Here is a 16227-nt window from a genome sequence, read left to right on the forward strand (position 1 = left end):
TCCATCTCGCCGGGAAATTTCATTGTTCGTGAATATGCCCGGACAATTCCTCCGGACACTGACACCTATTGAAGTGCCTCGACCCGCCGTGGTCAAAGACGCTGTAGGAAACCGACAGTTTCCCTCTTCCTATGGGTCGTAAATGCCGTCTGCGCTGCGCGTTCTCGTTCGCGGCACTCGCTTGACAGCGAGGCCGGGTTGCTGGATATTCACCTTCATGGCTGAACGTGAAGTGAGTGACGAAGACTTCCAGGACATTCTCGCGCAGACGAGAACCTTTATTCAGAAGGAAGTAATTCCCAGGGAAAACGAAATCGCGGAAAAGGATCTGATTCCGGACGACATTCGCCGCAAGGCGGCGGACATGGGTCTGTTCGGGTACGCCATCCCGCAGCAGTGGGGCGGGCTCGGACTCGACCTCACGCAGGACGTGGAACTGGCCATGGAGTTCGGGTACACGAGCCTGGCGTTGCGGTCGATGTTCGGCACCAACAACGGGATCGCCGGCCAGGTGCTGGTGAATTTCGGTACGGACGAACAGAAGTCGGAATGGCTCGAGCGCATCGCGTCCGGTGACGTGGTCGCGTCGTTCGCGCTGACCGAGCCGGAGGCCGGGTCGAACCCGGCGGGCCTGACCACCCGCGCCGTCCTGAAGGACGGCAAGTGGACGATCAACGGCACCAAGCGGTTCATCACCAACGCACCGTTGGCCGATCTGTTCGTGGTCTTCGCCCGCACCCGTCCCGCCGACGAGACCGGCACCGGCATCGCGGTGTTCCTCGTTCCCGCCGACACCGCCGGTGTCGTGGTCGGTCCGAAGGACAAGAAGATGGGCCAGGAGGGCGCCTGGACGGCGGAGGTCGCGTTCGACGACGTCACCGTCCCCGAATCCGCTCTGGTCGGCGGCAGTGAAGAGGCCGGCTACCGCGCCGCCATGACGTCGCTCGCCCGGGGCCGCGTGCACATCGCCGCCCTCGCCGTCGGCAGCGCGCAGCGTGCGCTCGACGAGTCCGTCGCCTTCGCGGCGGTCACGAAGCAGGGCGGCACCCCGATCGGTGACTTCCAGCTGGTGCAGGCCATGCTCGCCGATCAGCAGGTGGGCGTGTCCGCGGGCCGCGCGCTGGTGCGGGACGCGGCGCAGAAGTACGTCAGCGGTGAGGACCGTCGTATCGCCCCGTCCGTGGCGAAGCTGTACTGCACGGAGATGGCCGGCAAGGTCGCCGACCTCGCGGTGCAGGTGCACGGCGGCACCGGATACATGAGAGACGTTCCGGTGGAGCGGATCTACCGTGAGGTCCGCCTGCTGCGTCTGTACGAGGGCACCAGCGAGATCCAGCGCCTGATCATCGGCGGCGGCCTCGTCCGCGAAGCCAAGAAAGCACTCTGAACCCATGTACGAAGCAGTGATCTGTGAACCCGTCCGCACCCCCGTCGGGGGATTCGGCGGCATGTACCGCGACATCCCCGTCACCACCCTCGCGTCGACGGTGTTGAAGGGTCTGATCGAGAGGACGTCGCTCACGTCCGACGACATCGACGACGTCATCTTCGGTCAGGGCTACGCCAACGGCGAGGCGGCGGCCATCGGCCGGATCGCTGCGCTCGACGCCGGCCTCGACGTCACCGTGCCCGGCATCCAGCTCGACCGCCGCTGCGGCTCCGGGCTCCAAGCGGTGATCTACGCGGCCATGCAGGTGCAGACCGGGATGAGCGATCTGGTGATCGCGGGCGGCGCCGAGTCGATGAGCCAGACCGAGTTTTACAGCACCGGTATGCGCTGGGGCGTCAAGGGCGCCTCGGTGGAGTTCCACGACCGCTTGGCCAAGCCCCGCATCAACTCCGGTGGCGTGAACTTCCCCGTCGAGGGCGGCATGATCGAGACCGCGGAGAACCTGCGCCGGGAGTATTCGATCAGCCGCGAGGAGCAGGACGCGTACGCCGCCGAATCTCATGCCCGTGCGATCCGCGCCCAGGACGGCGGCCTGTTCGACGCCGAGACGATCCCGGTGACCGTGCCGGGCAAGCGCGGCAAGGCTGACGTCGTCGTGACCACCGACGAACACCCGCGCCGCGACGTCACGGCCGAGTCGTTGTCGGCGTTGCGGCCCATCCGATCACACGTCGATCCGGAGGCGACCGTGACCGCGGGGAACGCGTGCGGTCAGAACGACGCGGCCGCCGCCGCGATCGTGACCACCCCCGAGAACGCGGAACGTCTGGGCCTGCGGCCGTTCGCCCGGCTCGTCAGCTGGGGTGTCGCCGGCGTGGAGCCGAACCGGATGGGCATCGGCCCGGTCCCGGCCGTGGACAAGGCTCTCACCCGGGCGAAGCTCACCCTCAACGACATCGATCTCCTCGAGATCAACGAGGCGTTCGCAGCGCAGGTCCTGGCGTGCGCGCGGGAGTGGAAGTTCGACGAGTCCGACATGCGAGACCGGTTCAACGTCAACGGATCCGGCATCTCCCTCGGTCACCCCGTCGGCGCCACCGGCGGTCGCATCCTGGCCAACCTGCTCCGCGAACTGGACCGCCGCCAGGACCGCTACGGCATCGAGACGATGTGCATCGGCGGTGGGCAGGGCATCGCGGCCGTGTTCGAGAACGTCAACCTCTAGCCGTTTCCACTTCGCCCGGTACCGGGCCGACCCGAAAAGAGTGTCATGCGCGTATTCCAGGGAATCGACGACGTCGAATCCGCAGTCGGCGAACATCTCGGCCACAGCGACTGGCTCGAGATCACGCAGGAACGCGTGAACGTGTTCGCCGACGCCACCGGCGACCATCAGTGGATCCACGTCGATCCCGAGCGGGCCGCCCAGGGCCCGTTCGGCGCCCCCATCGCCCACGGCTACCTCACGCTGTCGCTGCTGCCGAAGCTCGGCGCCGACCTCATGCGCGTCGACGGCGTGAAGCTCGTGATCAACTACGGTCTCAACAAGGTGCGCTTCCCGCAGCCGGTGAAGGTCGGGGCGAAGGTGCGGGCCGGTGGCGAGATCGTGTCGTTCGAGCACACGAAGCAGGGCGCGCAGGTAGTCGTCAAATACACCATCGAGATCGAGGGTGCGGACAAGCCGGCGTGCGTCGCCGAAACCGTCCGCGTCCTGGTTGCCTGAGACACAAGGAAAAACAATGCGAAGAGCAGCACTGGTCGCCCCCGTCCGCACCGCGGTCGGCCGTTTCGGCGGCGCACTGCGCGACGTCCCGGCAGAGACGTTGGCCGCCACCGTCATCAAAGAGACCGTGGCGCGGTCCGGGATCGATCCGATCCTCATCGAGGACGTCGTGATGGGGCAGTCGTACGCCAACTCCGAGGCCCCGTGCATCGGACGGTGGGCGGCGCTCGAGGCAGGACTGCCGATCCGCGTCGCCGGACTCCAGACCGACCGCCGGTGCGGCACGGGCCTTCAGGCCCTCGTGACCGCGTCGATGATGGTGCAGACCGGCGCGGCCGACGTCGTGCTCGCGGGCGGTGTCGAGTCGATGAGCAACATCGAGCACTACACCACCGGGGCCCGCTGGGGCACTCGCGCCGGATCGCTGAACCTGTACGACCGCCTCGATCGCGGTCGGGAACGCTCCCAGCCGGAATGGCGGTTCGGGAAGATCAGCGGCATGATCGAGACCGCCGAGAACGTCGCAACACGGTGTGGAATCGGCCGTGAGGAGTCGGACGCGTTCGCCGCCGAGAGCCACGCCAAGGCCCACGCCGCCTGGGAAGCAGGAAAGTTCGACGACGAGGTGATCGAGGTGAAGATCACCGACCGCAAGGGCAACGTCTCCGTCGTGGCGCGGGACGAGGGCATCCGGCCCGAAACCACGCCGGAGACCCTGGCGCGGCTGCGCAGTGCCCTCCCGGACGGTGTCGTCACCGCGGGCAACGCGAGTCAGCAGAACGACGCCGCGTCATCGATGCTCGTCGTCGCCGAAGATCAGCTCGACGAACTCGGGCTGGAGCCGATGGGTTTCCTCACCGGGTGGTCCGCCGCCGGGTGCGAACCGGCGCTGATGGGGCTCGGCCCGGTCGCGGCCACGTCCAAGCTGTTCAGCAGGACGGGTGCGAGCTTCGACGACTTCACGCTGATCGAGCTGAACGAGGCATTCGCGTGCCAGGTGCTCGGCGTCCTGAAGGAGTGGGGATTCGACGACCGGGACCGCTTGAACGTCAACGGGTCCGGGATTTCGCTCGGACACCCGATCGGCGCGACCGGCGCCCGAATGACGACCACCGCGCTGCATGAATTGCGGCGACGTGGCGGCGGCAAGGCGCTTCTCACGATGTGCATCGGTGGCGGGCAGGGAATGGCCGCCATCGTCGAAGGTGCCTAGCCCCGACTGATACGCGCGTCCGCCGGCTCCGACATCGGGGTCGGCGGACGCGACTTCACGGTTCGATCTGACCGGTCGGCCATCTCTGCGCAGACCCGCCATTGTTCGAGCGCCGAGGCAGGGTGGGCGAATCCTACCGCCGATGCTCACCGCAGTTCCCGCGCGATCGCTCGGGCCGCGCGGCGAGCCTGCTTCGCCGCGAACCCGATCTGCGACGGCCTGGGCACGAACCCGATGAAACGCAACCTCTCGGCGGCCGGCTTTTCACCGGTGGCGTGCGGCCAACCTCGCTCGTCCAGTACGCCGAGGTGCCCGACCAGCTTTTCGAGTTCCTGGCGGAACCCCGTCGCGCAGACCATTGCCTCCGGGTCGATTCGCACACCGTCCACCAGCCACACGCTGTCCGCGTCGAGTGACTCGACTCCACGAACGACCTCGATGGACCTGTCTCGGATCGCGGCGATGAGCTCCTTGTCGACGATCGCCGGTGCCACGCCGAGGCGGGCGCTGCGGGCGAAGATCCCCTCGTCGGGGATCGGTAATCCGAACTCGCGCAGGTCGCCGATGCTCCTCTCCCGGCCGAACCGAGCGATTGCGTCCGCGATAGGGACCGGGGCATGGTAGAGCGGCGTCGCGATGAAGTCTCCCGGTATGCCACCAGGTCCCTGGCGGAGCATGATGTTCGGCGGCGTGCGAGCCGAAAGCCAGACCTTTGCCGCGCCTCCGGTGGCGAGGTCGTAGGCAATTTCCATGCCCGAGCAGCCCGCTCCCACCACGAGGACCCGTTTCCCGTTGTACTGCGAGGGATTCCGGTACTGCGAGGAATGAACCAGTGCACCCAGCCAGTCCCCGCGTCCGGTCCAGTCCGGGACGAAGGGCTCATGATCGAAGCCGGTCGCGACCACCACCTCGGCAGCGTCGACCGAACCGGCAGCGGTGGTCAACCGCCAGTGCCCGTCCGTCAGGTCGAGCCGTTCCACCGGGCAGCCCAGGCGCAACTCGATCCCGTCCGCACGTGCGTGCCGCTCGAGATGCTCGATCACCTGTTCCCGCGTGGGAAAGGTCGGTGTGCCCTTGGGGTAGGGGCGGTTCGGCAGGTGGGAGAACTGCCTGCCGGTGTTCAGTCGCAGCCGGTCATAACGAGAGTGCCACGACGAACCGACTTGGTCGGCTCGGTCGATCAGCAACGGGTTGATGCCACGGTCGGCGAGGGCCACCGCCGCCGCGACCCCGGAGGTGCCGGCACCGACGATTGCGACTTGATGCTCGCTCATCGTGTGCTCCTTGGGTGTTGTCTTGTGTCATGCGGTTTCGGCGACAATGACGCTCATCGGGCCGGTGAGCGGGCGCTGGTCGCGGTAGCGCCAGCCAGTGTCCTGCAGCCAGGCGATGCCTTCTCCGACGCTGTAGACGTCGCCGTGTTCGAGGTGGACCGCGAATTCGCCCGCCATCAGGGCGGCCGCGACCGGCTGGGTGTGGGTGGGGTCGGTCCAGAAGTCGGCAATCAGCAGCGTGGCGCCGGGTGCGGCGACGTCGCGAATGCGTTGTAGCAGCGCACGATTCTGCTCGGGCGACCAGTAATGCACCAGGTTCGCGACCAGGAAGGCGTCGTATCCGGCGGGCAGCGGGTCGGCCATCGCGTCGCCGGCGCATACGTCGACTCGCCCCTCCAGCCCGACCGACGTGATGCGGTCCTGCGCGGTCTGGGCAACCGCCGGCAACTCGAACACGGTCGCGGTCAGTTGCGGGCAGTGGCGCGCCACCGCGATGGACCAGGAGCCGGTGCCGCCGCCGATGTCGAGGAGTCGATGACTGCCGGACAGATCGACCGTGTCCGGCAGGGCGAGCGAGGGGCCGGCCGAAAACGCCTCGATACCGATCGAGGCGATGGGTTGCAGGGCTGCGTCGAGGTCGAAGATCTGGCGTTTCGGCCCGCGGGCGAGTGCGCCGGCCAGGTCTTCCCACGCCGGGAAGCTGATCTTGTCCCAGAACCGCAGCAGCGGACGCAGGTCGGCGGGCGATCCGCCGGCGAGGAACGCGGCCGCCGTCTCGGTATTGACATACTGTTCGCCTCGGCGTTCGAGCATACCCAGCGCGACCATGGCGTCGGCGCTGATCCGGGTGGCTCGGGCAGTAAGCCCGGTGCGGGCGGCCAGGCCATGCAGGTCGGTGGGGCCCTCGCCCAACGCCTCGAACAAACCGAGTTCGCTGGCGGCGAAGAGGTGCTTGGCGGCCATGAACCCGGACGCCAACTGCATGATCGGCTCCGGGTTAGGCAGGTCGTGGTCGGTTTCGGCGGAGGTATGGGCTGTCATCGTCATGAAACCAGCGTCGTCGTTGTCGGTTCTGCGTCATATCCCTGAATCCTGGGGAATCCACCCAGATTTCTGGGGTAGGCAGCCCTGACCTGCTGCGATACACTTCGGACATGGCGGAGAGCTTGCTGCCACGCGTCCGCGATCAAATTTCGCGTGCCGCCGCCGACCAGCTGGACTGGGTGGGGTACAGCGCGCGAATGAGCGAGGCCCTGCGCACGGTGATCCCACATGACCGCTGCTGCTGGCACACCGTCGACCCGGGCACCATCCTGTTCACCGGCAGCGTCAACCGGAACGTTGGGTGTTCCGGATCCTGGTTGGCGCACTACGAATACGAGGTCGAGGACGTCGACAAGTGGGCGTTTCTTGCGCACAGTGGCCGCCTGGCGGGTGCACTCAGTCTGGATACCCACGGAGATTTGTCCCGCAGTGCACGGCACCGTTCGCACGAGGCGTACGGAATCGGCGACGAGCTGCGGGTCTCCCTGGTGTCGGACGGGGTCTATTGGGGTGCAGCGGCATTCCTGCGCGATGCGGGCGCGCCGTGGTACACCGCCGAGCACGTCCGCGCAATCGCCGCGCTGGCGCCCGCGCTCGCGACCGGTCTGCGACGTTCGATGCTCCACGAGGTCGAGGCCGCCGTGACGGCCGTGGACTACGGTCCCGGCGTGGTGGTCTTCGACGCCGCGGGCAACCCGGAATCGGTCTCACCCGCCGCGGAACGCTGGATCGACGAAATTGTCGAGGTCCCGGCGCCGTCGACGCCGTTCGAATCGAAGGTCGTGCAGGCCATCGCGGCCCGGGCGCGGGCGATCGAACCGGGCACCGATCCGCTGGAACTTGCCGCGCGCTCGCGGGTACGCACGCGATCCGGCGCCTGGCTGTTGCTGTACGGGACCAGGCTTTCCGGCGTCGAAGACGGACGCACCGCCGTCATCATCCAACCCGCGACGCCGCATGAGATCGCGCCCGTCATTGCCATGGCCTACGGACTGTCCCAACGCGAATGCCATCTCACTGCGCTGTGCGTCCAAGGGCGATCGACAAGGGAGATGGCGCACGCAATGTCGTTATCCGTCTACACAATTCAAGACCACATGAAGTCGATCTTCGACAAGACCGGGGTGCGCAGCCGCGGGGAACTGGTGGGGCAGATATTCCTCGAGCACTACGCGCCACGCTGGGAGCTTGCGGCATCCCCGCCATCCGGATGGTGGGCGAAGGGCATCAACTGAATTCGCCGAACTCTCGGCGGTGCGTATCTGCTTCACGGCCAGCGAACGGAGGTGGCCCCGATTCCCTCCGTTCGTCGCTCCGGCGCCGGTAGGCGGGACTTCACGTAGTTGACGAGCAATGCGGCGAAGACGATCGCGCATCCGATGGCACCCACGGCGAGAGCGAGCCTGATCCCGCTTTCGGTGGGAAGTAGGTCCGGTGCCAGATTCGCCGCGAGCACCGCGCCCGCGAGGGCGCTGCCGAACGAACCACCGACAGTGCGCAGCACCTGGTTGAAGCTCACTGCGCTACCGAGTTCGGTGTCGGCGACGCTGCGGGCGATCAGGGCCGGCATCGCCGCATACGTCATGCCCATTCCTGCCCCGAACCCCAGCATTCCGATCAGGATTTCCCACAGCGCGTTGTGGGCGACCCAGAGCAGCGCGCTCGAGGCCGTCACGAGGCCCGCGCCGATGAGCAGCAGAGTCCTCATGCGGATCCGGTGCGAGACCGCGCGGACGAGTCGGTTCGCGCCGAAACTGGCCACCGACAGGGGAAGCATCACGAATCCGGCCCAGAACAGGGGCAGCGCGATGCCGTATCCGGTGGAGTCGGGCGCCTGGGCGATGAGGCTGCCGATCGAGAGTCCGATGTACATCGCGGCGCCGAGGCCGATCGCGGTGCTGTTCGCGACCAGCACGTCACCGTTGCGCAGTACCCGCAGGTTGATCAGTGGGTACGGGGTGCGCAGTTCGACGAGGGACCACGCCGTCAGCAGTGTTGCCGCACCGGCGAAGAATCCGATGGTCCACGGTGAGCCCCAGCCCCACCGGGAGCCTTCGCTGACGGCGACGAGTAGGGACGCGAGTCCGGTGCCGACCAGCAGTGCGCCAGGGACGTCGAGTGTGTTGCGCGGTGCCTGCTCGTCGGGACCTGCGGGAACGACACGCCAGACGACGAGGATGGTGGTGATCAGGAACAGCGCCGCGAACCAGAAGGCGAATCGGAACCCGAGGAGGTCGGCGAGGATGCCAGTCAGCGGGTATCCGAGTCCCAGGCCCGTCGTCACCGTCACCGACAGGCTGGAAATGCCGATCCGGGCCTGGTTCTCGGGGAGATAGCGGCGGGCCAGGGCGATCGTCACCGGAACGATTCCGTAGGTGAGTCCCTGCAACGCGCGGCCGATCAGGAAGACGGTGAAGTTGGGAGCGGCGGCGGCGACGATCGAACCGACGAGGATCGTGGTCAGGGAGCACAGGAGCAGGCGCTTCTTGTGGGGGCCGTCGCTCAGCCGGCCCATGATCGGTGTTGCGACCGCCCCGACCAGGAGGTTGACGGTGAGCATCCACTGGCCGGTGCTCACCTCGACGTGCATGTCGTGGGAGATCGTGGGCACCAGCAGCATGCCGAGTGAACTGACGATCGCGGTCGTCAGGGCGGCATACGCGAGGGCCGGCAGTAAGCGGGGACGCGTGGTGGACTCAGTCGACTGGGGCATCGTCCACCAACTTGTGCAGAATCGGGACGACGGAGTCGAGAGTCTTCTTCTCCTCGGCCGTCAGCCGCTCCGCGATGGCCTGTTCCAGCCAGTCCAGGCCTTTCGACCGCTCCTGCGCCAGCCTCTCCCGGCCGGCGTCGGTGAGCTCGATCCAGATCCGGCGTCGATCCTGCTCATCGGGTGTCCGCGCAACCAAGCCGAGACTTTCGAGTTCGCGCACCGCGTTGGCGATCGCCTGGGGACTGATCTTCTCGGCCGTCGCGAGGGTCGAAGCGGACGTAGGGCCGTGCTTCGACAGGTACGCGAGCACGCCTATTTTGCCGACGGAGATCGTCCTGCCTGCGGTGAGCTGACGCCAGATCGGGCGCAGCGCTTCCCGCAGGACCTGCGCGGTGGCCTGTTCGGTGATCATGCGCAAAGCGTACAACCAAATTGATCAATCTAATTGACTAAATGGGGAGACTCACACCGGGTGCGGCAAGGATCGCCCGCACCGATCACCGACAGCGATATCCTCGAGAAGACGCCGTCGAGAGGTGAGTCCACGGTTGTATCCGCGCTGGTCGCGCCGTCGGGACCAATGCGCCGGAACCACGATCCGACGGGGTGAGTAGACCGTCCGATGGGTGCAGGTGATCCGCTCGACACTCAGCGGTACCCGCCGTCCCCGCCCTCCGAGCTGGGTGGAGCCGGCTTCGCTGACGTTCAGGAGGTCGGCCGCGGCGGTTTCGGCGTCGTCTACCGCTGCACCCAGTCGGAACTGGATCGCACGGTGGCGGTGAAGGTGCTCACCGTCGACCTCGACGAGGAGAACCGGGCCCGATTCTTCCGGGAGCAGCAGGCGATGGGGCGGCTGACCGGGCACCCGAACATCGTCAACATTTTGCAGGTCGGCGCCACCGACAGCGGCCTTCCGTACATCGTGATGCCGTATCACCCGCAGGATTCGCTGGAGGCCCGGGTCCGGGAGGGCGGTCCGCTCGCGCTGGAGCAGGTTCTGCGGGTGGGGGTGAAGATGGCCGGTGCGGTGGAGTCGGCGCATCGGCTCGGGATTCTGCACCGGGACGTCAAACCGGCGAATATTCTGCTTTCCGAGTACGGGGAGCCGGAGTTGGCGGATTTCGGTATCGCGCACGTCAGCGGGGGTTTCGAGACGGCCACCGGTGCAGTCACCGGGTCGCCGGCGTATACCGCGCCGGAGGTGCTCGGCGGTGATCCGCCGAGTCCGGCCGCGGACGTCTACGGTCTGGGCGCGACCCTGTTCAGTGCGTTGACCGGGCATGCTGCGTTCGAGCGTCGCAGCGGTGAGCAGGTGGTCGCGCAGTTTCTGCGGATCACCACGCAGGAGGTGCCGGATCTGCGTGAGCACGGGATCCCGGACGATGTGTCCGACGCGATTGCGCGGGCGATGTCCCGCGAGCCCGGTGCGCGCCCGGTCACCGCCGCCGACTTCGGGGAGCAGCTGCGAGGTCTGCAACGCGACCACGGCTTTCCGGTCGACGAGATGGCGCTCCGTGCCGAACCCGATGTGCAGGTGAACCGAAAGCCATCGACCTCGCGCAGCGGACGAGGCTCGCCGGCGCACTCCACGCTGGGCGCGACGGGAAGTCTCCCTCTGGAATTGACCAGCTTCGTCGGCCGCCGACACGAGCTCACCGAGGCGAAGAACCTGCTGGCCGGGTCGCGGCTGGTGACGTTGACCGGGATCGGGGGTGTCGGGAAGACGCGGCTGGCGATGCGGGTCGCGTCCGCCGTGCAGCGCGAGTACGCCGACGGTGTGCGGCTGGTCGAGTTGGGTGAACTGCGTGACGCGTCGTCACTGGTCGATGCGGTGGCCGGCGCCGTGGGGGTGCGGGATCACTCGGCGAGGCCGCTGCGGGAGGTCCTGATCGAGTTCCTCGCCCCGCGTGAGGTGTTGATGGTGCTCGACAACTGCGAGCAGGTGGTGGACGCGGTCGCGGAACTCGTCGGTCCCTTGCTGCGGGTGTGTCCGCGGTTGCGGATTCTGGCCACCAGCCGCGAACCCCTGGTCATCGGCGGGGAGGCGGTGCTGCGGGTCCCGCCACTGGCTGCCCCCGATCCGGAACGGCGGCCCTCCGTGCGCGGGTTACCCAAATACGATGCGGTGACCCTGTTCGCCGAACGCGCTGCGGCCGCGGTTCCCGATTTCGCGCTCACCGAGGACAACGCGGCGACGGTGGCGGGGATCTGCCACCGGCTCGACGGGTTGCCGCTGCCGATCGAGTTGGCGGCGGCCCGGTTGCGGGCGATGTCACCCGAGCAGATCCTCGGTCGCCTCACCGACCGCTACACCCTGCTGACCCGCGGCAGCCGGGGTGCGCCGACACGGCAACAGACGCTGCGGTTGTGTATCGACTGGAGCTTCGAGTTGTGCTCCGCCGGTGAACAACTGGTGTGGGGGCGGGTGGCGGTGTTCGCGGGAAGCTTCGAACTCGACGCCGCGGAGCGGGTGTGCGGCGAGGGCCTCGACCCGGACGAGTTGCTGGACACGTTGACGTCCTTGGTGGAGAAGTCGATCCTGATCCGCGAGGAGCACGGGTCGGTGGTGCGGTTCCGGATGCTCGAGACTCTCCGCGAGTACGGCTTCGAGAAACTCGAGCAGACCGGTGAGGCGGTGTCTTTGCGTCGGCGGCACCGGGACTGGTACGAGGCGTTGGCGCTGGATGCGGAGGTCGAGTGGATCAGTGCCCGCCAGCTCGACTGGATCGCCCGGCTGAAGCGGGAACAACCGAATCTGCGGGAGGCCCTCGAATTCAGCGCCGAGGACGACCCCGCCGCCGCCTTGCGCACCGCGGCCGCGCTGTTCTTGTTCTGGAGCTCCCAGGGTCTCTACAACGAGGGGCGGCGCTGGCTCGACCAACTGCTTGCCCGCCGCAGTGGCCCACCCACCTTGGATTCCATCAAGGCGATGTACGGCTGCAGCGTGATGACCTTCGCTCAGGGCGACCTCGAGGCCGGAACAGCGCTCGTCGAGGAGGCGCGGACCCTCACCGCGCACACGAGCGACCCCGTGATGCATGCTTACGTCGACTGTTCCGACGGCATGCTGGCCCTCTACAGAGGGGATCTCGCGCGAGCATGCTCGCAACTGGAAACCGCACTCGCCGAGTTCACCGCACGCAAGGATCGCACACTCGAAGTCAGCATCCTGTACCCGTTGGGTGTGGCCTACGGCCTGTCCGGCCTGACGGACCAGGCGATCGAATGCCACGAACGTGCACTCTCGATCACGGAACGATACGGCGAGAAAATGTATCGGTCCCACTCGCTGTGGGCTCTGGGCATCGCCATGTGGCGACAGGGGGATGCCGATCGTTCGGTCCGGCTCCTCGAACAATCCCTGGAGCTGACGCGGCAGGTGCGCAGTCCCCGCGTCGTCGCGGCCGGACTCGAGGCGCTGGCCTGGATCGCCTCCGAGCGGCGCGACCCGACTCGGGCCGCAGTGCTGATGGGAGCCGCGGAAGGGCTGGCGCGGTCGGTGGGCAGCGCTGTGATCATACATTCCAATCTGCTTGTCTACCATCAGGACTGCGAAAATGAATCCCGGAAGGAGATCGGGGACAAAGCATTCGGAGCGGCCCACCGCAAAGGTGAACAGCTCGGCTTCGACGCGGCAATCGCCTACGCCCTCCACGAGCAACAGTCCGGCACCACCACACGAGACGCCGACGCGTCGACGCGACTGACCAAGCGGGAACGCCAGGTCGCCGATCTGATCGCCGAAGGCCTGACCAATCAGGCCATCGCCGACCGCCTCGTGATCTCACCGCGCACCGCACAAGGTCATGTGGAGCACATCCTGGCGAAACTGGGCTTCACCTCCCGGACCCAGGTCGCGGCCTGGGTCGTGGAGCGGGCGCACGATTAGGGTTACATGTTGGGTTCGAGGGTTTGTCCGCCGGCGGTCACCGGTGAGGTCCCGACCAGAACGAACACCGTACGTGCCCACTGGTCGGTGGAGTTGCGCCAGACGTGCATAGTCCCGCGCTGAACGATGCTGTCGCCGGTGGTCAACACGGCGACGTCTCCGCCATCCATCACTGCTTCGAGTTGACCGCTCATCACGACGCCGTAGTCGAGGCTCTGGGTTCGATGGAACGGGAACTCACTGTTCGGAGCCCAGTCCACAATGTAGAAGGCGGTTCCGTCTGCGGTCGAGAACGTCTCGATCAACTCCGCTCCGTCCCACGGATCCGTATTGTCGGACGGAAACGTGTCGGTGGCCCACAGCCGTGTCGCGAATGCGGCAGGGGACGCTTCGAACGCGTCGACGATCGAATCGGAAAGGACGACCGAGCGGCCGTCCGAATCGTGGCCGGTGACAACACGTCGTGCCTGGTGCTTCATCTTTCGCTCTTCTTCCTGGGTGTGAGTGTGAAGTGACCGAACACAGACAAGGCGTCGGCCGTCAGCCCAACCGCTCGCGGGCCCAGGCGGCGGATTCGGTGATCGTCCGGTCGGCCTCGGGGTCATTGCCCACCGCGAACGTGTGAACATGCTGTCTGCTCGGAGCGACGTCGAGCGTCACCTCGACGCCCGCGGCATCGGCCGCCTCGACAAATTTCCGTATGCCGCCGAGCAGATTCTCGTGCCCGCCCGCCGACAGGTACACGGGGGGAAATCCAACGAGATCGGCGTACGTCGGGTTGCAGAGCGGGTCCTTGGTGTTGCGATCACCGAAGGCGAGTGAGCCCATCGCCACGATGATGGCCTTGCTCGCGAGTATGTCGTTCTCTTCGTTGACCATCCACTCGCCGTCCCAGTCGAGTCCGGGAGAGAAGGTCACCACTGCTCCGGGGGTCGGTAGGCCCCGGGTTCGGAGACTCACGACGAGAGCGAGGGCGAGTGTGCCGCCTGCAGAGTCACCCGCACTGACAATCCGGTTCGGCGCGAAGCCCTGATCGATCAGCCACCGAAACGCCGTGACCCCATCGTCGACCTGAGCGGGATAGGCGTGCTCCGGTGCGCGTCGATAGTCGACGAGCAGGACGCGAGAACCGATTTCTCGTGCGAGGTGACCGGCCATCTTCCGATGCGAGTGGGCGGATCCGGTGACGAAACCCCCGCCGTGGAAGTAGAGGACGACCGTTGTCGGATCGGCGTCCGCCGGAATGCTCCACACTGCGGAGAGTCCGTCGATGTCGACCGACTCGTAGCTGACTCCCTTCGGTTCGGTTGCGACGGTGTGCCACCCCTCCTGCATGTCCCGCATGATCTGCACCGACATCTCTGGGTCGGCCTGCATGCGGGCGACCCAATCCAGGTAAAGCGTGCGGAGGGGATCAGCGAACTCAGTCGACATCATGGATACCTGACCTTCGTTTCTCGGTGTGTCGAACAATGCGATGCCAGTAGTGGTTCATGGCGCTCAGTGGATTTTGGTGAATGTCAGCGAAGACCGGTACGCAGCCCACCCGATTTCCTTCTTCGATCGCTGAAATCAAGAGCCTCAGCGTGAACAGATCTGACCAGCACTCCTCATGCCCGGCTGTCGACCAGGTCTTCGCCCTGGGCGCTGTCGTTCACCGGTCGATTCCGCGTGCTCAGGGCGAGGACGAGAATCAGTCCGGCACCGACGAGAGAGGGGACCATGAATGCGAGGAGTCTTGCGCGTGGCGTCGCGAACAGCGCGCCGATCTGAGGGCCGAGAATCGCACCGATTCGGCCGATGCCCAGGCAGAATCCGATTGCGGATCCCCGAATTGCTGTCGGATAGTGTGCAGCGATCACACCGTACATGAGCGTGCTGGTGCCAACGGTTCCGACGCCCGCTGCGAAAGCGGCGACGAAGAGGCCGGCCGCACCGAGTTCGGTACCGAACGCGAGCGCCAGCAGAGCGATGGCTCCGAGGAGAAAGTACGGGATTATGGTTTGCGTGGCACCACCCCGGTCCACGAGCAGGGCGCCCACGATCGTGCCGACGACCGCACCGAACTGCAGCATCATCAGCGCCAGAATTCCTTGTGTTCCACCGAAACCCAATTCCTTGGTCATACTCGGCAGCCAGGTGTTCGGGCCGTAGACGAGAATCTGGCAGCAGAACATCACCGCCGTAAAGATTGCCGTGGCAAACAGGTATCGACGCGACAGGAGCAGTCGTATGCCGCCCTTCGCCTGATCTGCTGGACGGGCTTCTGTCGCAGTGAGTTCGATGCCGAACCGGTTGGCGACCTCGCGTGCTTCCTCGTCGCGGCCACGCGCAGCGAGGAGGCTCGGCGATTCGGGGAGCGCGAAATACAGGATCGGGACGAGGACGATCAGCGCACCGCCAAGCAAATACAGGAGCCGCCACTGCTCGGACGGTGGCGTGGATTTCGCGAGCGCATCCGCACCGGGAAGCACGATCAGCGCGGCGACCGTGGCGAGGACACCGCCGATCGGGTATCCGGTAAGGGTGATTCCATTGAACAGCTGCTTGCGCCGGGCGGTTGCGAACTCACTGGCCAGGGCTACCGCGGCGGGGACGACCGCACCGAGTCCGACGCCGGAGAGAACGCGGCCGATTCCGAAGACCGTGAAGCTGGGCGCGAACGCACACACCAGGCACAACAATGAGAACCAGGTGACACCGGCCAAGATCACGGCGCGCCGCCCGATGCGGTCGGCGAGAGTGCCGGCGACGAGGAAGCCGACCATCAGGCCGCACAGAGTCATGCTGTGAACGTCCGCCAGTGCAGATTTTTCCAGCCCCCACTGGTGCATGAGCGAGGGCAGAGTTGCACCGAAGACGATCAGGTCGTATCCGTCGGCGAGAATGGTGGCGAAACACAGGGCCAACACCAGACCGGGGCCGCGAGAGGCTGACGCGCTGGGGGTGAGCGAAGTGGGCATGTGTTGCTTTCATGTCGG

At 66.5% G+C, this 16227-nt stretch carries 13 protein-coding genes; 6 read left to right on the forward strand and 7 right to left on the reverse strand.

Going from position 1 to position 16227, the window contains the following annotated elements; translation table 11 throughout:
• Nucleotides 1-217 precede the first annotated feature (217 nt).
• From OYT95_RS22890 to OYT95_RS22905, 4 genes are read left to right on the forward strand one after another with little or no spacing between them, the layout of a single operon-like run.
• Entirely contained in the window at nucleotides 218-1387 is a 1170-nt protein-coding gene (locus OYT95_RS22890; RefSeq protein ID WP_037229873.1) for an acyl-CoA dehydrogenase family protein, read from the forward strand.
• 4 nt (nucleotides 1388-1391) lie between these two features.
• Complete coding sequence (locus OYT95_RS22895) at nucleotides 1392-2615, forward strand: acetyl-CoA C-acetyltransferase (RefSeq protein WP_268789179.1); 1224 nt, start codon at nucleotides 1392-1394, stop codon at nucleotides 2613-2615.
• Nucleotides 2616-2660: 45 nt separating this feature from the next.
• On the forward strand, nucleotides 2661-3113 hold the full coding sequence (locus OYT95_RS22900; RefSeq protein ID WP_037229871.1) for a MaoC family dehydratase: 453 nt from the start codon (nucleotides 2661-2663) through the stop codon (nucleotides 3111-3113).
• 16 nt (nucleotides 3114-3129) lie between these two features.
• Entirely contained in the window at nucleotides 3130-4326 is a 1197-nt protein-coding gene (locus tag OYT95_RS22905; RefSeq protein WP_268789180.1) for an acetyl-CoA C-acetyltransferase, read from the forward strand.
• Nucleotides 4327-4472: 146 nt separating this feature from the next.
• On the opposite strand, the gene OYT95_RS22910 is transcribed toward OYT95_RS22905, so the two are convergent.
• Both OYT95_RS22910 and OYT95_RS22915 read right to left on the reverse strand, forming a co-directional pair.
• The gene (locus OYT95_RS22910; RefSeq protein ID WP_268789181.1) at nucleotides 4473-5600 is read right to left on the reverse strand and encodes a flavin-containing monooxygenase; all 1128 of its coding nucleotides are present in this window, start codon (nucleotides 5598-5600) and stop codon (nucleotides 4473-4475) included.
• A gap of 27 nt (nucleotides 5601-5627) precedes the next feature.
• A complete protein-coding gene (locus tag OYT95_RS22915; protein ID WP_268789182.1) occupies nucleotides 5628-6647 on the reverse strand; it encodes a methyltransferase in 1020 nt (339 codons plus the stop codon).
• 107 nt (nucleotides 6648-6754) lie between these two features.
• On the opposite strand from OYT95_RS22915, the gene OYT95_RS22920 reads away from it, so the two are divergent.
• Nucleotides 6755-7879 (forward strand): helix-turn-helix transcriptional regulator, encoded by a 1125-nt coding sequence (locus OYT95_RS22920; protein WP_268789183.1) that lies wholly within the window; start codon nucleotides 6755-6757, stop codon nucleotides 7877-7879.
• Between the two features lie 32 nt (nucleotides 7880-7911).
• Here the strand turns inward: OYT95_RS22920 and OYT95_RS22925 are convergent, their stop codons facing one another.
• A complete protein-coding gene (locus OYT95_RS22925) occupies nucleotides 7912-9357 on the reverse strand; it encodes an MFS transporter (RefSeq protein WP_268789184.1) in 1446 nt (481 codons plus the stop codon).
• Nucleotides 9341-9769: a MarR family winged helix-turn-helix transcriptional regulator gene (locus OYT95_RS22930; RefSeq protein ID WP_012689917.1), complete on the reverse strand. Its 429-nt coding sequence runs from the start codon at nucleotides 9767-9769 to the stop codon at nucleotides 9341-9343. The genes OYT95_RS22925 and OYT95_RS22930 overlap by 17 nt, the downstream gene beginning before the upstream one ends.
• Nucleotides 9770-9979: 210 nt before the next feature.
• Between OYT95_RS22930 and OYT95_RS22935 the strand changes: the two genes are divergently transcribed.
• Nucleotides 9980-13246, forward strand: a complete 3267-nt coding sequence (locus tag OYT95_RS22935) for a protein kinase domain-containing protein (protein WP_268789185.1) — start codon at nucleotides 9980-9982, stop codon at nucleotides 13244-13246.
• Between the two features lie 2 nt (nucleotides 13247-13248).
• Here the strand turns inward: OYT95_RS22935 and OYT95_RS22940 are convergent, their stop codons facing one another.
• From OYT95_RS22940 to OYT95_RS22950, 3 genes are all read right to left on the reverse strand, one after another.
• Nucleotides 13249-13725: a cupin domain-containing protein gene (locus OYT95_RS22940; RefSeq protein WP_268789186.1), complete on the reverse strand. Its 477-nt coding sequence runs from the start codon at nucleotides 13723-13725 to the stop codon at nucleotides 13249-13251.
• A gap of 61 nt (nucleotides 13726-13786) precedes the next feature.
• Nucleotides 13787-14623 (reverse strand): alpha/beta hydrolase, encoded by an 837-nt coding sequence (locus tag OYT95_RS22945; protein WP_268789187.1) that lies wholly within the window; start codon nucleotides 14621-14623, stop codon nucleotides 13787-13789.
• Between the two features lie 233 nt (nucleotides 14624-14856).
• The gene (locus OYT95_RS22950; RefSeq protein WP_268789188.1) at nucleotides 14857-16209 is read right to left on the reverse strand and encodes an MFS transporter; all 1353 of its coding nucleotides are present in this window, start codon (nucleotides 16207-16209) and stop codon (nucleotides 14857-14859) included.
• Between the last annotated feature and the right edge of the window lie 18 nt (nucleotides 16210-16227).

Origin of the sequence: Rhodococcus sp. JS3073 (assembly GCF_026810085.1) — a bacterium.
Classification (GTDB): domain Bacteria; phylum Actinomycetota; class Actinomycetes; order Mycobacteriales; family Mycobacteriaceae; genus Rhodococcus_F; species Rhodococcus_F wratislaviensis.

Coding starts and splice junctions, on each gene's coding strand:
- OYT95_RS22890 (WP_037229873.1), top strand. CDS start 218: ATGGCTGAACGTGAAGTGAGTGACGAAGACTTCCAGGACATTCTCGCG.
- OYT95_RS22895 (WP_268789179.1), top strand. CDS start 1,392: ATGTACGAAGCAGTGATCTGTGAACCCGTCCGCACCCCCGTCGGGGGA.
- OYT95_RS22900 (WP_037229871.1), top strand. CDS start 2,661: ATGCGCGTATTCCAGGGAATCGACGACGTCGAATCCGCAGTCGGCGAA.
- OYT95_RS22905 (WP_268789180.1), top strand. CDS start 3,130: ATGCGAAGAGCAGCACTGGTCGCCCCCGTCCGCACCGCGGTCGGCCGT.
- OYT95_RS22910 (WP_268789181.1), bottom strand. CDS start 5,600: ATGAGCGAGCATCAAGTCGCAATCGTCGGTGCCGGCACCTCCGGGGTC.
- OYT95_RS22915 (WP_268789182.1), bottom strand. CDS start 6,647: ATGACGATGACAGCCCATACCTCCGCCGAAACCGACCACGACCTGCCT.
- OYT95_RS22920 (WP_268789183.1), top strand. CDS start 6,755: ATGGCGGAGAGCTTGCTGCCACGCGTCCGCGATCAAATTTCGCGTGCC.
- OYT95_RS22925 (WP_268789184.1), bottom strand. CDS start 9,357: ATGCCCCAGTCGACTGAGTCCACCACGCGTCCCCGCTTACTGCCGGCC.
- OYT95_RS22930 (WP_012689917.1), bottom strand. CDS start 9,769: ATGATCACCGAACAGGCCACCGCGCAGGTCCTGCGGGAAGCGCTGCGC.
- OYT95_RS22935 (WP_268789185.1), top strand. CDS start 9,980: ATGGGTGCAGGTGATCCGCTCGACACTCAGCGGTACCCGCCGTCCCCG.
- OYT95_RS22940 (WP_268789186.1), bottom strand. CDS start 13,725: ATGAAGCACCAGGCACGACGTGTTGTCACCGGCCACGATTCGGACGGC.
- OYT95_RS22945 (WP_268789187.1), bottom strand. CDS start 14,623: ATGCAGGCCGACCCAGAGATGTCGGTGCAGATCATGCGGGACATGCAG.
- OYT95_RS22950 (WP_268789188.1), bottom strand. CDS start 16,209: ATGCCCACTTCGCTCACCCCCAGCGCGTCAGCCTCTCGCGGCCCCGGT.